Raw genomic sequence first — 21103 nt, 5'->3', positions numbered from 1 at the left:
CTGTCACTTTGCAGGCACGGCAGTCGTAGCTGCGAGATCTCCATACCCGAAACGATAGACGACCCCACCGACAGTTTTCAAAGCCGAGAACTCCTTATTTACAAGGGATCGACGAACAGCAGGAACTGGCCAGGTTGTCCACAGGAAGGACGAGACTGTGGATGAGTGGCTAGAGCGGGAGGGTCAGCAGCGGGGCCAGGCGGTCGGCTATCAGGCGGTAGCCGTCGGGGTTGGGGTGGAGGTCGTCGGCGTACAGGGCCTGGGCTTCTTCGGTGCTGAGGATTGTGCGGCCGTCGATCAAGGTGAGGTCGGGGTCGCGGAGGGTGCGGGCGCCTAGTTCTACGCAGGCGCGGATGTCGTCGAGGGTGAGGCCGAGGGCGTTCGGTTTGCCTTCGAGGCTCGGGGCGGGCAGTGGGGTGATCACGACGATCGGGGTGTGCGGGTGACCGTCGCGGACGGTCGAGATGAAGGCCTCGACCTGCCCGGGAAGGGTTCGGCCGCCGAAGGTTTCGCCGCCGTAGATGTTGGTGCCCAGGCACAGCGAGATCAGGCGTGCGGGGGTGTCCCGGATGGTCCGCGCGGCGATCGGGTCGAGATGGCATTCACCGGCGAACCCGAGGGCGACCAGATCCCACCCATGCCGCCGCGCCACCAGCGCCGGCCAGGTCTCGGAAGGTCCGTACGCCCCGGTGCACTGGGTGATCGAGCTGCCGTAGGTGATCCACCGAGGCCCGCTCGGAGGCAACGCCTGAGCCTCCCCGTGGAACACCACCTCCCGTACTTCGATCGCACCCCCTTGTGGCAACCAGATCTCCAACTCAACCGGCCCGGCGGGCAGGTCGACGGTGAGTGTCTGCTCACCGACCTCGACCGGATGCCGCCGATGGAGCTCGCCGTTCACGAGGAAGTCGACGGGGGCTATCTCTGAGTAGATGTCCAGGGCTGCGCGGATCTCCAGGGTGACCGAGGACGCCGTCGTACGCCAGCCGGCCCGTACTCCGGCGGGGGTTGCGGCGCGGGACCACAGGCGATGGCCTGGGCGCTCCGGTCGGCCGAGCCAGTCGTGGAGTTCGAAGGGTTGCTCGCGCGGATCAAGTCGCCAGAACGTCAGCCAGCCGTCGGCGTCGACGACTCGATGCCGGTAGCCGGTCCAGAGCGGATCACTTCCCACTGCGCACCACCCCTTCCACTGCCGCCCGTGTACTGGTCCCGAGCCGGCTTGCCGCCTTCGCGCCGAGGCTGGCGTTGACGTGGTCGCGCATCACCGCTGCGGCGGTTTCGGCGTCGCCGGCGGCGATCGCGTCGACCAGGGCCAGATGCTCGGCGTGGGTGCGGTCGAGGTCGGCCTTGGTCCGGTCGGCTTCGAGGGCGAGCCGGCGGTACCGATCCGCCTTGTCCCACAGGCCGTCGAGGGTCTGGGTGAGCAGCTCGTTCTGGGATGCCGAGTAGATCGCGTGGTGGAACCGGCGGTGCGTCCCCAGCTCCTCGGCCTTCGGGGCACCGCGCAGCGGAGTCAGCACGGCAGCGGCCGCCCGGATCGCCTCGAGATCCGCGCGGGTACGCCGTTCCGCTGCGAGCCCGGCCGCGAGCGGGTCGAGTGACCGTCGCAGCTCGACGAGATCGCGCGCCTCCTCGGCGGTCAGCGTGCTCACCCGGGCGTCGCGGTGAGCGTCCAGCTCGACCAGGCCGTCGCTCATCAGGCGGCGGAGGGCTTCGCGCAAGGGCGTAGTACTGATGCCGAGGTCGCGGGCGAGCTGTCCCTGCTGGATGACGCATCCGGGGGCCAGGTCGCCACGCAGGATCCGTTCGCGAACCAGGCCGTAGGCGAGCTCGGCCTTGGTCAGCTGACTGCCGTTCCGGTCGTCCATCGATCCTCCTCCCGCGGGCGGCGAGGCTATAACCTACCGCAGCTCTCCGGTGATCGGTTGCCGCCGGTAGACAGTCCTTCAATCATGACGCAAAGAGGTTATAACGCACGAGTAACCCAGATCTCCCCGAATGAAGGCGAAAAATGATCCAGGGCAATCACTTGACGGAGCAGGTTATAACGAAGGACAGTAGCCGCATCACCGATGAGAGGACTCCCGTGCCGACCGAAGACCCGCAGACCTACCGCCTCGGCGTCCTGCCCGGAGACGGCATCGGGCCGGAGATCGTGCCCGCGGCCGTCGAGGTGATGGACGCGGCCGTAGCGGCCGCCGGCGCGAAGCCGATCGAGTGGGTACCGCTGCCGGTCGGCGCCGCCGGGATCGAGAGCCACGGCAGCGCGCTGCCGGCCGAGACGCTCGAGGCGCTCGAGGAGTCGGACGGCTGGCTGCTCGGCCCGCACGACAGCGCGGCGTACCCGGAGGAGCATCGGCTGCAGCTGAACCCGAGCGGGTTCCTGCGCAAGCACTTCGACCTGTTCGCCAACCTGCGGCCGGCGAAGGCGTTCGAGGGCACCAAAGCACTGCTGCCCGGGATCGACCTGCTGATCGTGCGGGAGAACACCGAGGGGTTCTACGCGGATCGCAGTACCTATCGCGGCACCGGCGAGTTCATGCCGACGCCGGACGTGGCGATCGCGATGGGCATCTTCACCCGGCCCGCGATCGAGCGGATCGCGTGGCAGGCGTTCGAGCTGGCCAGGCGGCGGCGCCGGCACGTCACGGTCGTGCACAAGGCGAACGTGCTGCGGATGACGACCGGCTTCTTCCTCGACATCTGCCGCGAGATCGGCGCGGACTACCCCGACGTCGAGCTGGACGACTTCCACATCGATGCGATGACGGTCCACCTGGTACGCCGGGCCGCCGCGTTCGACGTGATCGTCACCGAGAACATGTTCGGCGACATCCTGTCCGACCTGGCCGGCGAACTGGCCGGCTCACTCGGGATCGCCCCGTCGATCAACGCCTCCCACACCCGCGCGATGGCCCAGGCCGCCCATGGCTCGGCCCCCGATATCGCCGGCCGCGGCCTGGCCAACCCGATCGCGATGATCTCCTCCGGCGCCATGCTCCTGGACTGGCTCGGCACCCAGCGCGCCGACGCCGCCACCCGTCGTGCCGCCACGCTGATCGAGACCGCCCTGACGGCCACAGTCCGCGCCGGCATCAGCACCTCGGACCTCGGTGGCACAGCCAGTACCAAGGCCTTTACCGCCGCCGTCGTGGCCGCGATCGAGACAGCATGAACCTCTACCCACTGGCCGGAGTTGCTCCCGCGCACCTGCCCCGGACCTTGCGGATCCTGCTCGAGAACGGTCTGCGGCACGGGACCCGCACCGAGGAGTTGAGGAACTGGGTGCCGGGGGCAACGGGTGAGATCGAGGTGCATCCGTCGCGGGTGTTCCTGCACGACACCAACGGCGTACCGGTGCTGGCTGATCTGGCGGCGATGCGGGATGCCGTGATCGAGGCCGGTGGCGATCCGTCGACGGTCGATCCGGTGGTGCCCGCGGAGTTGGTGATCGACCATTCGGTGATCGCGGACGTCTTCGGGCGGCCGGACGCGTTGCAGCGGAACGTGGAGCTGGAGTATCGGCGCAACTCCGAGCGGTACAGGTTCCTGCGCTGGGGACAGCAGTCGTTCAAGGGGTTGAAGGTGGTGCCGCCGGGATCGGGCATCATGCACCAGGTCAACCTGGAGTATCTCGCCCGGGTGGTCGAGGAGCGCGACGGTGTGGTGTTCCCGGATCTCTGCCTGGGCACGGATTCGCACACCACGATGGTCAACGGACTCGGCGTCCTGGGCTGGGGGATCGGCGGCATCGAGGCCGAGGCGGCGATGCTCGGCCAGTCGATCTCGATGATGATCCCGCCCGTGGCCGGCGTCCGCCTGACCGGCTCCCTCCCGGCCGGCGCCACCGCCACCGACCTGGTTCTGACCCTCACCGAACGCCTCCGCTGCCACGGCGTGGTCGGCAAACTGGTCGAGTTCCACGGCCCCGGCCTGACGGACCTCCCCGTCGCCGATCGAGCCACCATCGCCAACATGAGCCCCGAATTCGGCTCGACCGCCGCCTGGTTCCCGATCGACGACCAAACCCTTACCTACCTGACCTTCACCGGCCGCCCGACCGCCCAGGTCCGACTGGTGGAGACCTACGCCAAAACCCAAGGCCTCTGGCACGACCCCACAGCAACCCTCCGGTACGACGAAGACCTCACCTTCGACCTGGCAACCGTCGTTCCGTCGATCGCCGGCCCCAGCCGTCCGGATCAGCGAATCAACCTGGCCGAGGTCAAGCAATCTGTCGGTACTACCGGCGCCGGGCTGTCGGACGGGGCTGTCGTGGTGGCGGCCATCACCTCCTGTACCAACACCTCCAACCCGGCGGTGATGGTGGCGGCCGGGTTGCTTGCGAAGGCTGCTGTGGAGCGTGGGTTGGTGAGCCGGCCATGGGTGAAGACGACCTTGTCGCCGGGGTCGCGGGTCGTGATGAGGTACCTCGGGGAGGCAGGGCTGACGCCGTACCTCGAGAAGCTCGGGTTTCATCTGGCCGGGTTCGGGTGCATGACGTGTATCGGGGCTTCCGGTGCGCTGATCGACGACGTCGCGAAAACAGTTCGGGAGAAGGGTTTGTCGGTGGCAGCGGTGCTGTCCGGCAACCGGAACTTCGAGGGGCGGATCCAGCCCGATGTCCGCGCCAACTATCTGGCGTCGCCGCCGCTCGTGATCGCGTACGCGTTGACCGGCCGGATGGACGTCGACCTGATCACCGAGCCGCTCGGGCTCGGCACCAACGCCAAACCCGTTTATTTGAAGGACATCTGGCCCCGGCCGAGCGAGATCGACGCCGTCATCCGCGAGGCTCTGCGACCGGAGATGTTCGCCGAGGCGTACGACGGGATCTTCGAGGGGGACGAGCGCTGGCAGGGCCTCGCCGAGGCCGCTAGGGCGGAGACCTTCGCCTGGGACGAGGAGTCCACCTACCTCAGACGACCTCCGTACTTCGACCTGCCCGCGACCCCCGGCGATCTCGAAGGCGCCCGGGTGCTGGTCCGATTGGGAGACTCGGTCACGACGGATCATCTCTCGCCGGCCGGGGCGATCCCGCCGGACAGCGTCGCCGGCCGCTATCTCCGGGAACTGGGCGTCAATGAGCTGAACACCTATGCGTCACGGCGAGGCAACCATCTGGTGATGATGCGAGGGGCCTTCGGCAACCTTCGGCTACGCAATTCGCTGGCCGGGGGCATCGAAGGCGGTGTCACCCGCAAGGACGGCGAGCTGCTGACGATCTTCGAGGCCGCGATGGCCTACCGGAACGAGAACGTCCCGGTGGTGGTTGTCGCCGGCCAGAACTACGGCACCGGCTCGTCCCGCGACTGGGCCGCCAAAGGACCCGCCTTGCTCGGCGTCCGCGCAGTACTGGCCCAATCCTTCGAGCGCATCCACCGATCGAACCTCGTCGGCCTGGGCATCCTCCCGCTCGAGTTTCTCCCCGGCGAAGGCGACGACCTCACCGGCGAGCACCCGATCGACATCACACTGACCGACGACGGCCAAGGAGAGGGCTACGCGACCGCGACCTCAGCCGGCAGGTCATACCGGCTGCGCATCCGGCTCGACACCCCGCGCGAGCACGAGTACTACCGCGCCGGCGGCGTCCTGCCCTACGTCCTAGCTCGACTCGGCGGGGGAGTGATCAGCCATGCAGCAGCGGTCTGACCTCCGAGCCGAGGAAGCGCGCGAAGGCACGGACATTCGGTTCGTCGGCGCATGGCTGGACGTTGATGCCGGTCACTCCGGCAGCTGCCAGCTCGAGCATCCGGTCAGCGATGGCGCGAGCGTCGCCGGCCGCGCCGACGTCCGGTCCACCGGGGATGCCGTAGCTCCCCAAGTCCGAGTCGACCCGGGCGCGGGCGTTCGGCCCCGTCGCAACGATCAGACTCGCCATCACCTCATGCCCGGGATCGGCCGTCGCCAAAGTGGCTGCCGTCGACTCCCGCACTGCGGCGACGTCGAGGCCGAGCGAGAGCAAGGTGCCCGTGCCGAGCTCGCCCGCGGCGGCGAGCGATCGTGGCCCGGCGGCGCCGATCAGCAATGGCGCCGGCTCCAGCGGTGGGTAGGCGAGCGCGACCTCGTCCAGAACGACATACCGCCCGGAGACCGAGACCTCTTCACCGTCCAGCAGCCGTCGCAGGGCAGTCGCGAACTCACGCAACAAGGTGAGCGGCGCCTCGGCCCGTACGCCGGCCTGCCCCATCCACGCCTGTACGCCGTGCCCGATGCCACCCGCGAATCGCCCGGGGAACAGTCGATCGATGGTCGCGAACTCCATCGCCGCCTGAGCCACGGATCGCAGCGGCACCGGCAGCAGCCCGATCCCCACCCGCACCCGCTCGGTGGCAGCCAGCGCGACCACCGCGCTCGCGACGGCGCTCTCCTTGAAGCAGTCCTCCGACACCCAGAAGTCGTCCAGCCCGGCGGCCTCCGCCGACGCCGCGACCGACCTGATCGACTCCGGCGGCAACGCCGGGGGAAACACGAGTCCGAGTCGCACGAATCCTGTCATCGCCTCATCATCGCGGACCCCACCGACAGTTCCGCCCGAGCCCTGAACCGGGCTCTGAACCGGGCTCTGGACGATACTGGCGACCGGTGAGCGCCTGCCGACCCGGATACGACACAGCCGAGCACACCGAAGAAGTCTGAGAGGAGATCCGGATGACCGAAGAGCTCGCCGACGGACCCGCGGAGATCGCGGCCAGGTCGGAGCGGGTCGCGCCGAAGCTGCGGCAGCACCTGCCCCTGACGCCGCTCCAGCGGTACGGCGCGTTCAGTGACGAGCTGGGCGTGGAGGTGCTGGTGAAGTGTGAGCACCTGCAGCGCACCGGCTCGTTCAAGGCGCGCGGCTCGATGGCGAAGATCCTGACCCTGACCGACGAGCAGCGCGAGCGCGGTGTGGTGACGGCGTCGACGGGCAATCACGGCCTCGGCGTCGGCAACGCGTTGACGACCCTCGGTGGTCGCGGCATCGTCTACCTACCGGAGAACGCCTCACCCAGCAAGGTCGCCGCCCTGCGCCGGTTCGGCCTGGAGATCCGCGCCGAGGGCACCGACTCCGGCGTACTCGAGCCGAAGGCGCGAGCGTACGCCGCCGAGCACGGCCTCACCTACGTCTCGCCCTACAACGACCCGGACATCATCGCCGGTCAGGGCACGGCCGGCGTGGAGATCCTCGAACAGCTGGCCGGCGAGAAGCTCGACGCGGTGGTCGTCGCGGTCGGCGGTGGCGGCCTGGTCAGTGGCGTCGCTGCGGTCCTCAAGAAGCACCTGCCGGATATCAAGGTGTACGGCGCTTCGCCCGAGCGGGATGCGGCGATGGCGGCGTCGGTCGCGGCGGGCCGGATCATCGCGGTCGACGGTGGAGAAACGCTCTCGGACGGTACTGCGGGCAGCGTCGAACCCGGCAGCATCACGTTCGGCCTGTGCCGGCAACTGGTCGACGATTGGGTCCTGGTCAGCGAGGATGCGATCAGGCAGGCCCTGCGGATGGTGATCGACACCGAGCACCAACTGATCGAAGGCTCGGCCGCGATGGCGTTCGCCGCGGCGCGCGCCCGGCGTACCGAGCTGGCCGGGAAGCGGGTCGCGGTGGTGTCGTGCGGCGGCAACATCTCGTCGAGCACCTTGGTCGATGCGCTGGCCATCTGAACGCCGTCACGCCGGAGGAGATGTTTGTGGAGAAGTCCGTGGGGCAGACGTCCAGCCTGATCGAAGAGCCACCGGCACTGGAGCCGTCGAAAGTGACGGGGTTCCTGCGCGCGCAGTACGGGGTGACTGCCGAGCTGGAGGCGTTGCGCAGCGAGCGCGACCTGAACTTCCTCGCCACCGCCGCCGATGGCCGGCGGCTGATCGTGAAGGTGTCGAACTCGGGCGACGATCCGGCGCAGATCGAGATGGAGAGCGCGGCGATGCGGCACGTCGCGGCCGTCGATCCGGAGCTGCCCATCCCGCGGATCGTCGAGGCGCTGGACGGTTCGTCGGTGCTGATACTGACGGCGGCCGACGGGCGCAGGCATCAGGTCCGGGTGATGACGGTGATGCCCGGCGCCGTCGGTGATCTGGCGGTGTTGCCGGAGTGGTTCGCGGGGGAGTTCGGTGCGGTGTCCGCTCGGCTGACGCGCGCGATGCAGGGGTTCACCCATCCCGCCGCGGATCGCCACCTGGATTGGGATCCCCGGCTCGTCACGACGCTCAGGCAGTTTGCGCAGGCCGTCCCTGATCCAGCCCGAAGGGAGCCGCTGGAGAGGTTGCTGGACCGCTTCGAGGGCCTGCCGGACGCGACCAAAAGGCTGCCGGCTTTCGTGCTGCACGGCGACATCACCTTGAGCAACGTCCTGCTCGACGCCGACGGGATCTCGGGGGTGATCGACTTCGGCGACATGCACCACACCGCGCGCGTCGCCGATCTCGCGATCAGCCTGGCCTCGTTGCTGCGCGAGTCCGACGACCCGTGGCAGGCCGCCGGCCGGTTCCTCGACGGCTACCAACGTGTACTACCGCTGGAGCCCGAAGAGGTCGAGCTGATCGGTGAGCTCGTGCTGGCTCGCTGTGCGGCAAGCGTGCTCATGTCGGCCTGGCGCGCGCCGCTCTACCCGGACAACGAGGAGTACCTCACCAGCCTGGTCGCGGGCAGCTGGCAGGTCCTCGACCTGTGGTCGGCGTCGGCACCCGAAGACCTGGCCGCCCGCTTCCATCGGTTGTGCGGGACCTCTCGCGTCAGCTCTGCGCAAGAACCTGACGCGACGCTCGCGCAGCGACGGAGTACGGCATTGGGTGGGAAGTTGTCGCCGTTGTTCTATCGCGAACCGTTGCAGGTGGTCCGGGCCACGGGGCCATGGGTGCACACGGCTGACGGACGCCGCTATCTCGATGCCTACAACAACGTTCCGGTGGTCGGGCACGCGCATCCGGCCGTAGTACAAGCGATCTCGCGGCAGGCCGCGGTGCTGAACCTCAACTCGCGTTACCTCCATCCGAACGCGATCGAGCTCGCCGAGCGGCTGACCGCGTCGATGCCCGACGGCCTGGACACCTGTGTTTTCGTCAACTCCGGCAGCGAGGCCAACGACCTGGCCTGGCGGATGGCGAAGGTCTTCACCGCGAGGTCAGGTGCCGTCGTCGCCGACCTCGCGTACCACGGGGTGAGCGAGGCGACCGCTGATTGGTCGACGAACACCTACCCGGCCGACGCCAGACCGGCGCATGTCGCGGTCTTCGAGGCGCCAAGGGGAACGGACAGCCGCCAGACCGCCGTCTACGAAGTCAGGACGGCCGCCGCCGAGCTGCGGGCCAACGGGCACGACCTCGCGCTGCTCGCGGTCGACAGTGTCTTCAGCAGCGCGGGCATCCTCACACCGTCAGACGACTTCATGTGCGGGATCCGGGACGAGGCGCGCGCCGAAGGTGGCCTGTTCCTCGCCGACGAGGTCCAGGCGGGCTTCGGGCGCGGTGGGCGGAACCTGTGGCGGTTCAGCGACTTCGGGCTCACGCCGGACTTCGTCACGCTCGGCAAGCCGATGGGCAACGGGCATCCGATCGCCGCGCTGATCACCCGGCGCGAGATCGCCGAGCGGTTCGCGGAGGTCGACGAGTTCTTCAGCACGTTCGCCGGCAACCCGGTCTCGTGTGTCGCGGCGCTGACCGTGCTCGACGTGATCGAGCAGACCGGCCTGGTCGAGCGCTCCGGTGCGATCGGCGCTCAGTTGAAGGCCGGCCTCACAGACCTGGTCCCGGCTGACGTCGAGGTCCGTGGGCAAGGCCTGATGGTCGGCGTCGACCTGTCCGCCCGCCCCGGTACTGCGCCCGTCGTGGCCGAGCGTCTGCGCGAGAACGGCGTACTGGTCGGCACGACCGGACCGGGCGGCGAAGTGCTGAAGATCCGCCCACCCCTGATCTGGGAGCCCGAGCACCTCGCTTATTTCCTGGAGGCCTTCGAACGAACTGCACTAGCCTGACCCTGTGCGAGAACTGGTTGTGCTGGGCACCAGTAGTCAGGTGGCGTCGCGGGAACGCAACCAGAACGGCTACTTCCTGCGCTGGGACTCGGAGGGTTTCCTCTTCGAGTCCCAGCGAAGGCACCCAACGGCAGATGCTGTACGCCGGTGTCCCGGCGACCGCGATCACCCGGCTCTGCGTCACGCATTTCCACGGCGACCACTGCCTCGGCGTACCGGGTGTGATCCAGCGGCTGTCGCTCGACAACGTGCAGCATCCGGTGCACGCGCACTATCCGGAGTCGGGGCAGGAATACTTCACCAGGCTCCGGTACGCCGCTTCGTTCTTCGAGCGGGCTGAGCTTCGGGAGGAGCCGATCGAGGAGGACGGGCTGCTCTCGGTCGGGACGTTCGGCCAGCTCTGGGCCCGGCGGCTGGAGCACCCGGTGGAGTCCTTCGGCTACCAGTTGATCGAGCCCGACGGGCGACGGATGCTCCCCGAGGAGCTCGCCCGGTACGGCGTCAGCGGGCCGGCCGTCGGTCGGCTGCAACAGGCCGGGTCACTGGTCGTCGACGGGCGCACGGTCACCATCGAACAGGTGAGCGAGCCTCGGCCGGGGCAGCGGTTCGCGTTCGTGATGGACACCCGGCTGTGCGACGGCGTCTTCAGGCTCGCCGACCAGGCCGACCTGCTGGTGATCGAGTCGACGTACCTGTCCTCGGAGGCCGAGCTGGCCAGGAACTTCGGCCACCTGACCGCTCGGCAGGCGGCCCGGGTCGCCCAGGAGTGCGGGGTGCGCAAGCTGGTGCTCACCCACTTCTCCCAGCGCTACACCGACCTCGCGCGCTTCCACGAGGAAGCGGCCGAGGAGTTCTCCGGCGAGGTCGTCGTCGCCACGGACCTGGCCCGTACGCCGGTACCGGCGCGCCGCTGAATAGGTCACCCTCGGTTGGGTACGGGGAACAACGCGTGCTGGAATATGGTTCTAGGTCCTATTACCCGCGTGAGCAAGGAGATCGCATGCTGTACGGAGCAGAACACATCAAGCGCTACGAGGAGACCGACGGTGCCGAGGGCTTCGACTGGGGCGACCACGGCGCGCACATCCTCGTCCTGACCACGGTCGGCCGCAAGTCGGGTGAGGAGCGCAAGAACGCGCTGATCTTCCGCGAGGTCGACGGCGGCTACGCGATCGTGTCCTCCTACGGCGGTGCGCCGAAGAACCCGGACTGGCACTTCAACCTCGAGGCCGACCCGAATGTGAAGGTCCAGATCAAGGCCGACAAGTTCGCCGCCAAGGCCCGGATCGCCTCCGCCGAGGAGCGCGCCGCGATCTGGCCGAAGATGGCCGAGGTCTGGCCGGACTACAACGAGTACACGAAGAAGACCGACCGGATCATCCCGATCGTCATCCTCGAACGCCAGTAGCATTTTTGGGCGCTGGCTGTGATCTGACCGGGATGCGATCACTCTAAGATGCAGCTGTGTCACTGAGTGTTCTGGAAGTTGTCGTCGACGGCAACGACTCGGTCGATCCGGCGGCCCTCGACTGGCCGGCTGTGATCGCCACCGAGAAGCTCGCGCTTGCCTCGGCGGTCCGGCAGGGCGACTGGATGTCCCAGGGCTACAGCCATCTCGCGCTCGGTCTGGCCGCCCGGGCGCTCGGTGATCACAAGAGAGCCAGGCAACAGGTTGCCGAGGGCACGTACATTTTGCGTGCCCTCGGCATCAATCTTGTAGTGCCCGGCTGAACTTCAGCGCAGGGTGCGGAAGAACTCGCGGATGTCGGTGGTCAGCAGTTCCGGCTCTTCCAGCGCCGCGAAGTGCCCGCCGCGGTCCACGTCGGTCCAGCGGGTGATGGTGTTCGCCTCTTCGCAGTACTTGCGGATGCAGACGTCGTGCGCGAACGCGATCACGCCCGTCGGGACGCCCGAGTTCGCGGGCTTCTCACCCCACGAGTTCATCGCGTAGCCGACGTACGCCGCCGAGCTCGCCGTACCGGTCAGCCAGTAGAGCATCACGTTGGTGAGCAGCCGGTCCCGGTCGATGATCGCGTCGGGCAGCGTCGCCCGCGGGTGGGTCCACTCGCGGAACTTGTCCATGATCCAGGCGAGCTGCCCGACCGGTGAGTCGACCAGGCCGTACCCGATCGTCTGCGGCCGGGTCGACTGGATCGAGATGTAGCCGAACTCCTCCCGCATGAACCCCTGGATCCGCGCCACCCGGTCCTGCTCCAGGGGAGTCAGTGCGGCGATCTCCTCGTCCGACATCTGCATCGGCGGCAGGCTGGGCCCGCCGTTCGTGTGCACGCCGACGACGTGCTCGGGCGCCGACCGGGCCACCTCCGGCGAGACGGCTCCACCGATGTCGCCGCCCTGTACGCCGTACCGGTCGTAGCCGAGCTCCTTCATCAGCTTGGCCCAGGTCTGGCCGATCCGGGCTCTGGTCCAGCCGCTCTCGCTGACCGGACCCGAGAACGCGAAGCCGGGCAGCGACGGGATCACGACGTGAAAGGCATCGGCCGCGTCGCCACCGTGTGCGGCGGGATCGGTCAGCGGGCCGATGAGGTCCAGGAACTCCGCGACCGACCCCGGCCAGCCGTGCGTCAGGACCAGCGGGAGCGCGTCGGGGTTGGGCGACTTCACGTGCAGGAAGTGGATCTGCTGACCGTCGATCTCGGTCGTGTACTGCGGGAAGCTGTTCAGCAGCTTCTCCGCCGCGCGCCAGTCGTACTCGGTCCGCCAGTACTCGACCAGCTCGCTCAGCCAGCCGACCGGTACGCCGGTGTCCCAGTCGTCGCCCGGCAGGGCGGCGGGCAGCCGGCTGTGGTCGAGCCGGTACTTGAGGTCGTCGAGCTGGCTCTGCGGAATGTCGATCGTGAAGGGCTTCATGTCTCCGACCCTGTCACGGTGTTAGGACAGCTTCTGTCCTAGCTGGATGGCAGACTGCAGGACATGTTGGAAACCTCGGCGCGGCTCCTCAAGCTGCTCTCCCTGCTGCAGTCCCCGCGCGACTGGAGCGGTACGGCGCTGGCCGAGGAGCTCGGCATCGGCGTACGGACCGTCCGCCGCGACGTCGACAAGCTCCGCAACCTCGGCTACCCGGTCGACGCCGTGCCAGGAGTCGCCGGCTACCGGCTGGGCGCTGGAGCCGCGCTGCCGCCGCTGTTGCTCGACGACGAGGAGGCGGTCGCCGTCGCCATCGGGCTGCGCGCGGCCGCGAGCGGGAGCGTGGCGGGGATCGAGGAGTCGTCGGTCCGGGCGCTCACCAAGCTCGAACAGGTCCTGCCGTCCCGGCTGCGCTACCGGGTGAGGCTGTTGCAGGACGTCGCGGTCGCGCCGGCTGTCGGCGCCTCGGTGTCACCCGAGGTCGTGATGACGGTCGCGGCGGCCTGCCGGGATCACCAACGACTCCGCTTCGACTACCGCAGCCACGACGGCACCTCCACAGTCCGTACTACGGAACCGCATCGCCTCGTCCACACCGGGCGAAGGTGGTACCTGGTCGCTTGGGACCTGGACCGCGACGACTGGCGAACCTTCCGCCTCGACCGCCTGGAGCCCCGCATCCCCGCCGGCCCTCGTTTCACGCCGCGGGAGGCGCCCGAGCTGAACCAGACGATGCATGGGGTCGCGTCGGGTGGCTATCGGCACCAGGCGCGATTCGTCGTCGAGGCGCCGGCCGAGCAGATCGCCGACCGGATCCCGAGCACGGTCGGGACCGTGGAGTCGATCGACGCCACGAGTTGCCTGCTGAGCGTCGGGGCGAACTCGCTGGACGATCTGCTGATGCACACGGGGTCGCTCGGCTACGACTTCACCATCCAGGATCCGCCGGAGCTGATCGAGCGCTCACGGGTGCTCGCCGCCCGCCTGGCGGCAGCAGGAACGGCTAGTGTCCCGCCGGCTTGATGTTCTGGTTCAGGTGGAAGACGTTCGCCTGGTCCCAGATCGTTTTCAGCGTGGTCAGGCGGGCCAGCTTGGCGGGTGGGAAGGCGCGGCTGACGGTCTCGCCGTTCAGGGTGTTGAGGTAGGCGCCACCGGCGTACTGGTCGAGCGTCGCGGCGTACGCGCGGATGGTGGCGATGCGTTCCTCGTCGTCGGCCGGGTCCTCCCAGCGCGTGGCGGTGACGAACTCGAACAGCGTGTCCCGGTGGCTGAACGCCGCATCCTCATCTGGTACTTCGGAGATCGCGCCGCCGTAGGCCTGCAGGCTCGCGCCGACGCCGGGGTTGCGCAGCAGGGCGCGGATCGCGTTGTCAGGAAGGGTTTTGAAGTAGTGGCCCTTCCAGTACCGGCGATAGCGGTGACCCTGGATGCTGTCGTCCCGGGTCTGCAGCGTCAGGTAGGACAGCTCCTCGACGGTCTCTGTGGTCGCGTTGCCGAGTGCCCTGAAGGCTTCGACCAAGGCGTCCGGGTTGCCGGGTGCTCCGACCCAGACGAATCCGACGGTCACCTGGTCGGCGTTGATGCTCGCGGTGAAGGTCGCTTGCCGCGGGGCTGAGGCATTCAGCTCGCGCCAGGCCCGCAGTACGGGGAACGCCTCGGCGGCCGGATAGGTGAAGTCGGCAACGAGTGCGCGGGTGCCGATCTGGTGCAGGCGGAAGGTGAACTCGGTGACGATGCCGAAGTTGCCGCCACCACCGCGCAGACCCCAGAACAGTTGCGGGTTCTCGTGCGCGGAGGCCGTGACCACGTCGCCGTCGGCGGTGACCAGCTCGTACGAGAGGACGTTGTCGCTGGCGAGCCCGAACTGCCGGGCCAGCCAGCCCATGCCGCCGCCGAGGGTGAGCCCGCCGACGCCGGTGTGCGAGACGTTGCCCGCGGTCGTGGCCAGCCCGTACTTCTGGGCGGCCCGGTCGAGCTCGCCGAGCAGCGCGCCGCCTTGGACCCGCGCGGTCTTGGCGTCTGGGTCGACCGCGACCTCGCCCATCGGGGTGAGGTCGATCATCAGGCCGCCTTCGGGAACGGCTAGGCCGGCGATGTTGTGCCCGCCGCAGCGCACGGCGAGCTCGAGGTGGTTGGCCCGGGCGTACCGGACGGCGGCGGCGACTTCCGCCGTACTGCGGCAGCGGGCGATCGCGGCCGGGTGCCGGTCGACCATCGCGTTCCAGACCGTGCGCGCCTCGTCGTAGCCGGAGTCGCCGGGGCGCAGCAGGGTGAGGGTATCGGTGGCGGTCATCGCGCTGCTCCTTCTGCTGAAATTTCCTGGTATCACCACCCTGACAGCGAAGCGGTACCCGGATAAGGTCCAGTTGTATGAGCCGATCCAGGACCAATTCTGGTGCCGGTGAGCTGCTGGTCGAGCTTCGCCGGGACGGTGCCGTGCCGCTGCACCAGCAGCTGGAGAGCGGGATCCGGGAGCGGATCCGGCAAGGATTGCTCCGGGCCGACACGGTGATGCCGGCGACCCGGGCGCTCGCAGCGGACCTCGGGCTGTCCCGGGGCGTGGTGGTCGAGGCGTACCAGCAATTGGTGGCCGAGGGCTACCTTGTCAGCCGGGAGGGTGGTTACACACAGGTCGCGCCGGCTGCCGCTCAGGTGCCGTCGCCTCCTGCCGGCATCAGGTCTGCGCCGACTGGACCGCCTCGGATCGACTTCAAGTACAGCCGTCCCGACGTCACCCAGTTCCCGCGGGCCGCCTGGTTGCGTTCGATCCGGAAGGTGCTGAACGAGACGCCGCATCGCACGCTGGGCTATCTGGACGGTCAGGGCGCTTTGGCGTTGCGTGAGGCGCTGGCGGACTACCTCAACCGGGTCCGTGGGACGTCGGCCCAAGCCGGGAACATGCTGATCTGCAACGGTTTCGCGCAGGGATCCCGATTGCTGCTGCAGGTGCTCGCCGCTGCCGGGTATCGGCGGTTGGCCGTCGAGGATCCGTCCGATGACGAGCTTCGGAGCGTTGCGGCGGCGGCCGGCCTCGAGGCGGTCGGCGTACCGGTGCTGGAGGCCGGGCTGGATGTGGAGGCGCTCGAGCGTTCCGGCGCGGACGTCGTACTGGTGACGGCTGCGCATCAGTTCCCGACCGGGGCGGTGACGTCAGCCGCGACCCGGGCGGCGTTGATCGAGTGGGCGACCCGGCGGGATGCGCTGATCATCGAGGACGACTACGACGCGGAGTACCGGTATGACCGGGAGCCGATCGGGGCAATGCAGGGGCTGGCGCCAGATCGGGTGGCCTACGCGGGGACCGCGAGCAAGACGCTCGCGCCGGGGTTGCGGCTGGGCTGGCTGATCCTGCCGGAGCGGCTGGTCGAACCGATGGCGGCGGCCAAGCTCGCCGACGATCGCGGGTCGCCGGTGCTCGACCAGTTGACCTTCGCGGACTTCGTCGCGCGAGGTGAGTTCGACCGGCATCTGCGCCGGATGCGGCCGCGGTACCGGGTGCTGCGCGACGCCCTGGTCGGGCGGCTGGCCGAGAAGGTACCGGACCTGCGGCCGATCGGGGTGTCGGCCGGGCTGCACGTGATGACCTGGCTGCCACCGGACCTGACCGAGCGGGACGTGACACAGGCCGCAATCGAACGCGGGGTCGGGCTCTATGGGCTCAGGCCCTATTGGGTGCAGAATGCCGGTCCTGAGGGTCTGGTCTTCGGCTATGGCGGCCTGACCGAACCGGCCGTTGCCGAAGGTATCGACTTGCTCGCGGAAGCCATTGCCGCCGTACGGAAGTAGGTCTTTGATGGAGGACCGGTATGTCGAGACGGTGCTCGGGCGGATCCGTTTGCGGGTGGGTGGATCCGGGCCGGCGATGCTGTTCTGGCCGAGCCTGCTGATGGACGGGACGCTGTGGGCCGCGCAGTCTGCCTACTTCGTCGATCGCTATCAGGTGATCGTGGTCGATCCGCCGGGGCATGGTGGGTCCGAACTGCTGACCCGCGGGTTCGGCTTCGACGAGTGCGCTCAGGTGATCGTGCAGATCATCGACGCGCTGGGCGTCGATCGGGTCCACGTCATCGGCAACTCGTGGGGCGGGATGATCGGTGGGACCTTCGCCGCGACCTATCCGGAGCGGGTCGGCGTCTCGGTGCTGATGAACGCGACCGCCTCACCGGCCGGCCGGCGGCAGAAGGTCGAGTTCGCCGCGTTGACCCGGATGGCCCAGCTGCTGGGTGGGATTCGCGGGCCGTTGGTGAAGCCAGTCCTGGACGCGTTCCTCGGGCCGACCACCTTCCGCGAGCGGCCGTCGGTGGTTGCCGTGGTCAACGAGTCGGTCCGGCGGGTGGTGATCAGCTCGGGTCGCCGGGCCGTGAGCAGCGTCGTCCTGCGGCGGCCGGATCAGCGGGAGTTGTTCGGGCGGATCCGGACGCGGGTGCTCGTGGTGGCGGGCTCGGAGGATGCCACGTTCCCGGTCGCGGAGGGCCGGGTGATGGCTGATGCGATCCCGGGCTCGCGGTTCGTCGTACTACCTGGGGCCGCTCACCTCGCCGCGCTGGAGTGCCCGGACGAGGTGAACGCCTTGATCGAGGAGTTTGTCGCTGGTCACTCGTAGTCGGTCGACGTGGTGACGTCGGCCCAGTGGGCTGCTTCCTCGGCGCGGGAGCGGGAGGCACGGTCGGCGTGCTCCAGGGCGTCCTTGCCGAGCAGCAGGCGCAGCGGCGGCTCTGCTTCGGTCACGATGTCGACGATGGCCTTGGCCGCCTTGGCAGGGTCGCCGGGCTGCTGGCCGTCGACCTTGGCGCGGTAGCGGTTGAGCTCGCCGACGGTCTGCTCGTAGTCCGCGCCGACCGCCGCGATCGCCATCGACGAGCCGCCCCAGTCGGTCCGGAAGGCGCCGGGCTCGACGATCGTCACCTTCACGCCGAACGGCTTGACCTCGTTGCTGAGCACCTCGGAGAAGCCTTCGACGGCGAACTTCGCGGTCTGGTAGGCGCCCATTCCCGGCGTACCACCGACCCGGCCGCCGATCGACGAGAACTGGAGGAAGTGGCCGGCGCGCTGGGTACGGAAGTGGGGGAGCGCCGCCTTGGTGACGTTCACGACGCCGAACAGGTTGGTCTCGAGCTGGGCGCGGAAGTCGTCGTCGGGCGTCTCCTCTATCGGAGCGCTGTTCGCGTAGCCGGCGTTGTTGGCGACGACGTCGAGGCCGCCGAACTCGTCGATGGCAGTCTGGACCGCGCGCTTGGCCGCTTCGGGGTCCGTCACGTCGAGGGCTACCGCGCGGATCTGGTCGCCGTACCGGGCGACGAGGTCGGCGAGCTGCTCGGGCTTGCGGGCGGTCGCGACGACGCGGTCGCCGCTCGCGAGGACCGCCTGGGTGAGCTCGCGGCCGAGGCCGCGGGAGCTACCGGTGATGAGCCAGGTCTTGCTCATGGTTCTCTCTCCGTCTAGGTAACTGACTGGTTGGATACCTCTATCAAACCTCGCTCGCCGCCGATATGCAACTGACCGGTTGGTTGGTTAGGATGGGGAGTATGCAGAGAGACGCGGAGCGGACGAAGCGGCAGATCCTGGCGGCCGCGATGGAGGAGTTCGCCGAGCGCGGGATCGCCGGGGCGCGGGTGGACCGGATCGCGACGGTCGCGGGGTGCAACAAGGCGATGCTCTATGCGTACTTCGGGAACAAGGATGGGTTGTTCGACGCGGCCTTCACGGTTTACGTGGAGAGGTATCTGGCGCAGGTGGGTTTCGACGCGGCGGATCTGCCGACCTATGCGGGTCGGGTCTTCGACTACTTCGAGCAGAATCCCGGGCACCTGCGGCTGGCGACGTGGTACCGGTTGGAGCGGCCGCAGAGTACGCAGCTCGACGCGGTGATCGCCGTCAATGCTGATCGGCTCGATTCTCTTCAGGAGGCTCAGGCGGCGGGGAAGGTGTCGCCGGACTTCACGCCGGTGACGTTGCTGTCGTTGGTCCAGTCGATCGCGACCAGCTGGTCGACGATGAACCCGGAGTACAAGGCGGCTCAGCCGCCTCGGGCCCAGCGGCGGCAGGCGGTTGTGAGGGCGGTCGAACTGCTTCTTCACCGGTAATTCATCGGGGTGCTCCAGGTCACTTGAGATTCTCAGGTGATTCATCGCTTCAGCCGATGGAGTTCTCAGACTGCCGATGTCTACTCGATGTCAGGCAGGTAGGGCTGAGGAGGCAACGGGAATGAACAGCACCGAAGGACAGCAGGAGCCGGGCGAGCAGAAGCCGGGCGCGCAGAACCCGGACGGGCAGAAGCCGGGCAACCAGCAGTCGGCATCAACTGAAGGCGTGCAGCCGGCGGCACCGCAGGGGCAGACGCCGGGGATGGCGCCGCCTTCGGGGAATCCCCAGCCAGGACAGGGCAATCCCCAGCCAGGGCAGGGAGTTCCGCCGCAGGGCTGGGTCCCTGACGGGCAGCCGCACTACGGGCCGGCCTATCTCGGCAATGCCCAGCAGGGCCAGCCGCAGCAAGGTCAGCCGCAGCAAGGGCCGCAGTCGGCGCAGCCGCAGCAGGGACCGCAGTCGGGGCAGCCGCAGCAAGGTCAGCCGCAGTCGGGTCAGGCGCCTTATGGACAAGGGCCTTACGGGCACGCGCCCTATGGGAATGGGCCGGTTGGGCCGGCTCAGTATGGGCAGCAGTATGGGCCGCCGATGTACGGGCCGCAGTGGGGGCCGGGGATGCACGCGCAGCCGCCGCACAAGCGGAAGCGGTTGCCGATGGTGATCGGGGCGCTGGGACTGGCGGCCGTGCTCGCGGCCGGATCTGTTGCCTGGGGCATCGATCAGCAGTCGAACGCGAACAGCTCGACGATGTCGCAGGTGATGACTCCGGCCGCGGTGGCCGCGAAGGTCACGCCCGGACTGGTCGATGTCAACACCGTGCTCGGGTATGAGGGTGCTCAGGCCGCCGGTACCGGCATCGTGCTGACGTCCGACGGCGAGATCCTCACCAACCACCACGTGATCGCCGGCGCGACCGAGATCAGCGTCACCGACAAGGGCAACGGCAAGACCTACACGGCCACCGTCGTCGGCTACGACACGGCGCACGACATCGCGGTGCTGAAGCTCAAGGACGCTTCCGGGCTGGAGACGGCGAAGATCGGCGACTCGTCCAAGGTGCAGGTCGGCGACCAGGTGGTCGGGATCGGCAACGCGGGCGGCAAGGGTGGTACGCCGAGCTACGCGGCCGGCAAGGTCACCGCGCTCGACCAGGCGATCACCGCGACCGACGAGTCCGGCGCCAACCCGGAGAACCTGACCGGGCTGATCCAGACCGACGCGAACATCCAGCCGGGCGACTCCGGCGGACCGCTGGCCAACTCGGCCGGCGAGGTGATCGGCGTCGATACCGCGGGCGGCACCAGCAACCCGGGCAGCGGCAGCTCCGGCCAGACCGGCTACAACCCCAACGTCAACAACAGCAGCACCCCCAGTACTGCGATCGCCGCACTCACGGCGTACGGCGACGGCACGGGTGGCGGGACGGGCTTCGGCAACGGCAACGGCTTTGGTCAGGGTCAGGGTCAGCCGGGCGATCCGAGTCAGGGTGAAGGGGACGGGCAGGGGCAGAGCGGTGGCCAGACGACCACCGGGTACGCCGTACCGATCAACGAAGCGATGCAGGTCGTCGAGCAGATCGAGTCCGGCACGGCCTCCGCGGACGTCCACATCGGCAGCTCGGCGATGCTCGGCATCTCCGTCCTCTCGAACGCCAACGGCAGCACCGGTGCGGTCATCAACGACGTGGTCGCGAACGGTAAGGCCGCCGAGGCGGGTCTCGCAGCCGGCGACGTGATCACCAGCTTCGACGGCAAGGCAATCGACTCGCCCGACGCCCTCTCGACCCAGCTCAACCAGCACCACCCGGGCGACAAGGTCTCGGTCACCTGGACCGACACGGCCGGCCAGCAGCACACCAAGACCATCGAGCTCACCACCGGCCCGGTCCGCTGACGCCTCCCCGCGCAGCGAACCGCCCGATCGGGCCCGCGCACTCTCCCCCTCCCGGGAGTGCCCGGGCCCGATCGTCGTCCCCGAGACGTCTGAGGGGTTAACCCGTCCCCCGAGACGTCTGAGGGGTTAACCCCTCAAACGGTGGGTTGCCTAGCCGGAACCCGAGCGGGCAACCCACCAGCTGAGGGGTCAACCCCAAGGCCGGTTAGTTAGGCGGGTTGGGGCGGTGTCAAGGCGGCGGGGTGTGGATGGTGATGCTGATGGTGGCTTGGTAGGTGGTGCGGTTGGTGTTGGCTGCTTGGGTGGGG

General features: G+C 68.6%; 17 protein-coding genes and 1 pseudogene. 12 read left to right on the top strand and 6 right to left on the bottom strand.

Annotated elements, in window-relative coordinates; translation table 11 throughout:
- Nucleotides 1-169 precede the first annotated feature (169 nt).
- Entirely contained in the window at nucleotides 170-1171 is a 1002-nt protein-coding gene (locus G3I17_RS42410; protein ID WP_164604327.1) for a GDSL-type esterase/lipase family protein, read from the bottom strand.
- Nucleotides 1161-1868 carry a GntR family transcriptional regulator gene (locus tag G3I17_RS38735; protein ID WP_164604324.1) on the bottom strand — a complete coding sequence of 236 codons (708 nt, stop codon included), beginning with the start codon at nucleotides 1866-1868 and terminating at the stop codon, nucleotides 1161-1163. The genes G3I17_RS42410 and G3I17_RS38735 overlap by 11 nt, the downstream gene beginning before the upstream one ends.
- Nucleotides 1869-2086: 218 nt before the next feature.
- On the opposite strand from G3I17_RS38735, the gene G3I17_RS38730 reads away from it, so the two are divergent.
- A complete protein-coding gene (locus tag G3I17_RS38730) occupies nucleotides 2087-3175 on the top strand; it encodes an isocitrate/isopropylmalate dehydrogenase family protein (protein ID WP_343238561.1) in 1089 nt (362 codons plus the stop codon).
- Nucleotides 3172-5655, top strand: coding sequence for an aconitate hydratase (locus tag G3I17_RS38725; RefSeq protein WP_164604317.1), 2484 nt, complete (start codon nucleotides 3172-3174; stop codon nucleotides 5653-5655). Before G3I17_RS38730 ends, G3I17_RS38725 begins: the two co-directional genes overlap by 4 nt.
- Here the strand turns inward: G3I17_RS38725 and G3I17_RS38720 are convergent.
- Nucleotides 5633-6502 carry an LLM class flavin-dependent oxidoreductase gene (locus tag G3I17_RS38720; RefSeq protein WP_164604314.1) on the bottom strand — a complete coding sequence of 290 codons (870 nt, stop codon included), beginning with the start codon at nucleotides 6500-6502 and terminating at the stop codon, nucleotides 5633-5635. The two genes, G3I17_RS38725 and G3I17_RS38720, sit on opposite strands and share 23 nt — an antisense overlap.
- Before the next feature lie 152 nt (nucleotides 6503-6654).
- Here G3I17_RS38720 and G3I17_RS38715 point away from each other — a divergent pair, with 152 nt between their 5' ends.
- The 5 genes and pseudogenes from G3I17_RS38715 (at nucleotide 6655) to G3I17_RS38695 (ending at nucleotide 11681) form a co-directional block, all read left to right on the top strand.
- Entirely contained in the window at nucleotides 6655-7644 is a 990-nt protein-coding gene (locus G3I17_RS38715; protein WP_164604311.1) for a threonine/serine dehydratase, read from the top strand.
- Between the two features lie 26 nt (nucleotides 7645-7670).
- Entirely contained in the window at nucleotides 7671-9950 is a 2280-nt protein-coding gene (locus G3I17_RS38710; protein ID WP_164604310.1) for an aminotransferase class III-fold pyridoxal phosphate-dependent enzyme, read from the top strand.
- 4 nt (nucleotides 9951-9954) lie between these two features.
- Nucleotides 9955-10864: pseudogene (locus tag G3I17_RS38705) on the top strand (ribonuclease Z).
- Between the two features lie 86 nt (nucleotides 10865-10950).
- Nucleotides 10951-11358 carry a nitroreductase family deazaflavin-dependent oxidoreductase gene (locus tag G3I17_RS38700; protein WP_164604308.1) on the top strand — a complete coding sequence of 136 codons (408 nt, stop codon included), beginning with the start codon at nucleotides 10951-10953 and terminating at the stop codon, nucleotides 11356-11358.
- A 56-nt stretch (nucleotides 11359-11414) separates the two neighbouring features.
- A complete protein-coding gene (locus G3I17_RS38695) occupies nucleotides 11415-11681 on the top strand; it encodes a hypothetical protein (RefSeq protein ID WP_164604306.1) in 267 nt (88 codons plus the stop codon).
- 3 nt (nucleotides 11682-11684) lie between these two features.
- On the opposite strand, the gene G3I17_RS38690 is transcribed toward G3I17_RS38695, so the two are convergent.
- Nucleotides 11685-12821 carry an epoxide hydrolase family protein gene (locus G3I17_RS38690; RefSeq protein ID WP_164604304.1) on the bottom strand — a complete coding sequence of 379 codons (1137 nt, stop codon included), beginning with the start codon at nucleotides 12819-12821 and terminating at the stop codon, nucleotides 11685-11687.
- 63 nt (nucleotides 12822-12884) lie between these two features.
- Between G3I17_RS38690 and G3I17_RS38685 the strand changes: the two genes are divergently transcribed.
- Nucleotides 12885-13841 (top strand): YafY family protein, encoded by a 957-nt coding sequence (locus G3I17_RS38685; protein ID WP_164604302.1) that lies wholly within the window; start codon nucleotides 12885-12887, stop codon nucleotides 13839-13841.
- Here the strand turns inward: G3I17_RS38685 and G3I17_RS38680 are convergent.
- On the bottom strand, nucleotides 13822-15111 hold the full coding sequence (locus G3I17_RS38680) for an FAD-binding oxidoreductase (protein ID WP_164604299.1): 1290 nt from the start codon (nucleotides 15109-15111) through the stop codon (nucleotides 13822-13824). The genes G3I17_RS38685 and G3I17_RS38680 overlap by 20 nt on opposite strands.
- Before the next feature lie 77 nt (nucleotides 15112-15188).
- Here G3I17_RS38680 and G3I17_RS38675 point away from each other — a divergent pair, with 77 nt between their 5' ends.
- A complete protein-coding gene (locus G3I17_RS38675; protein ID WP_164604296.1) occupies nucleotides 15189-16604 on the top strand; it encodes a PLP-dependent aminotransferase family protein in 1416 nt (471 codons plus the stop codon).
- Nucleotides 16605-16611: 7 nt separating this feature from the next.
- On the top strand, nucleotides 16612-17421 hold the full coding sequence (locus tag G3I17_RS38670; RefSeq protein WP_164604294.1) for an alpha/beta hydrolase: 810 nt from the start codon (nucleotides 16612-16614) through the stop codon (nucleotides 17419-17421).
- Here the strand turns inward: G3I17_RS38670 and G3I17_RS38665 are convergent.
- Complete coding sequence (locus tag G3I17_RS38665; protein WP_164604291.1) at nucleotides 17412-18242, bottom strand: oxidoreductase; 831 nt, start codon at nucleotides 18240-18242, stop codon at nucleotides 17412-17414. The two genes, G3I17_RS38670 and G3I17_RS38665, sit on opposite strands and share 10 nt — an antisense overlap.
- A gap of 101 nt (nucleotides 18243-18343) precedes the next feature.
- Between G3I17_RS38665 and G3I17_RS38660 the strand changes: the two genes are divergently transcribed.
- The gene (locus G3I17_RS38660; protein ID WP_164604289.1) at nucleotides 18344-18901 is read left to right on the top strand and encodes a TetR family transcriptional regulator; all 558 of its coding nucleotides are present in this window, start codon (nucleotides 18344-18346) and stop codon (nucleotides 18899-18901) included.
- 121 nt (nucleotides 18902-19022) lie between these two features.
- Nucleotides 19023-20795 (top strand): trypsin-like peptidase domain-containing protein, encoded by a 1773-nt coding sequence (locus G3I17_RS38655; RefSeq protein WP_239063333.1) that lies wholly within the window; start codon nucleotides 19023-19025, stop codon nucleotides 20793-20795.
- The last annotated feature ends 308 nt before the right edge of the window (nucleotides 20796-21103 follow it).

The sequence above is a fragment of the Streptomyces sp. SID13031 genome (assembly GCF_010548305.1).
In the GTDB taxonomy this organism is placed as follows: Bacteria; Actinomycetota; Actinomycetes; order Propionibacteriales; family Kribbellaceae; genus Kribbella.
This window is presented reverse-complemented; position numbering and strand designations above follow the sequence as displayed.

Excerpts from the sequence above, each read along its gene's own strand:
- G3I17_RS38735 (WP_164604324.1), bottom strand. The coding sequence starts at position 1,868 with ATGGACGACCGGAACGGCAGTCAGCTGACCAAGGCCGAGCTCGCCTAC.
- G3I17_RS38725 (WP_164604317.1), top strand. The coding sequence starts at position 3,172 with ATGAACCTCTACCCACTGGCCGGAGTTGCTCCCGCGCACCTGCCCCGG.
- G3I17_RS38720 (WP_164604314.1), bottom strand. The coding sequence starts at position 6,502 with ATGACAGGATTCGTGCGACTCGGACTCGTGTTTCCCCCGGCGTTGCCG.
- G3I17_RS38715 (WP_164604311.1), top strand. The coding sequence starts at position 6,655 with ATGACCGAAGAGCTCGCCGACGGACCCGCGGAGATCGCGGCCAGGTCG.
- G3I17_RS38700 (WP_164604308.1), top strand. The coding sequence starts at position 10,951 with ATGCTGTACGGAGCAGAACACATCAAGCGCTACGAGGAGACCGACGGT.
- G3I17_RS38690 (WP_164604304.1), bottom strand. The coding sequence starts at position 12,821 with ATGAAGCCCTTCACGATCGACATTCCGCAGAGCCAGCTCGACGACCTC.
- G3I17_RS38685 (WP_164604302.1), top strand. The coding sequence starts at position 12,885 with ATGTTGGAAACCTCGGCGCGGCTCCTCAAGCTGCTCTCCCTGCTGCAG.
- G3I17_RS38680 (WP_164604299.1), bottom strand. The coding sequence starts at position 15,111 with ATGACCGCCACCGATACCCTCACCCTGCTGCGCCCCGGCGACTCCGGC.
- G3I17_RS38675 (WP_164604296.1), top strand. The coding sequence starts at position 15,189 with ATGAGCCGATCCAGGACCAATTCTGGTGCCGGTGAGCTGCTGGTCGAG.
- G3I17_RS38670 (WP_164604294.1), top strand. The coding sequence starts at position 16,612 with ATGGAGGACCGGTATGTCGAGACGGTGCTCGGGCGGATCCGTTTGCGG.
- G3I17_RS38665 (WP_164604291.1), bottom strand. The coding sequence starts at position 18,242 with ATGAGCAAGACCTGGCTCATCACCGGTAGCTCCCGCGGCCTCGGCCGC.
- G3I17_RS38660 (WP_164604289.1), top strand. The coding sequence starts at position 18,344 with ATGCAGAGAGACGCGGAGCGGACGAAGCGGCAGATCCTGGCGGCCGCG.
- G3I17_RS38655 (WP_239063333.1), top strand. The coding sequence starts at position 19,023 with ATGAACAGCACCGAAGGACAGCAGGAGCCGGGCGAGCAGAAGCCGGGC.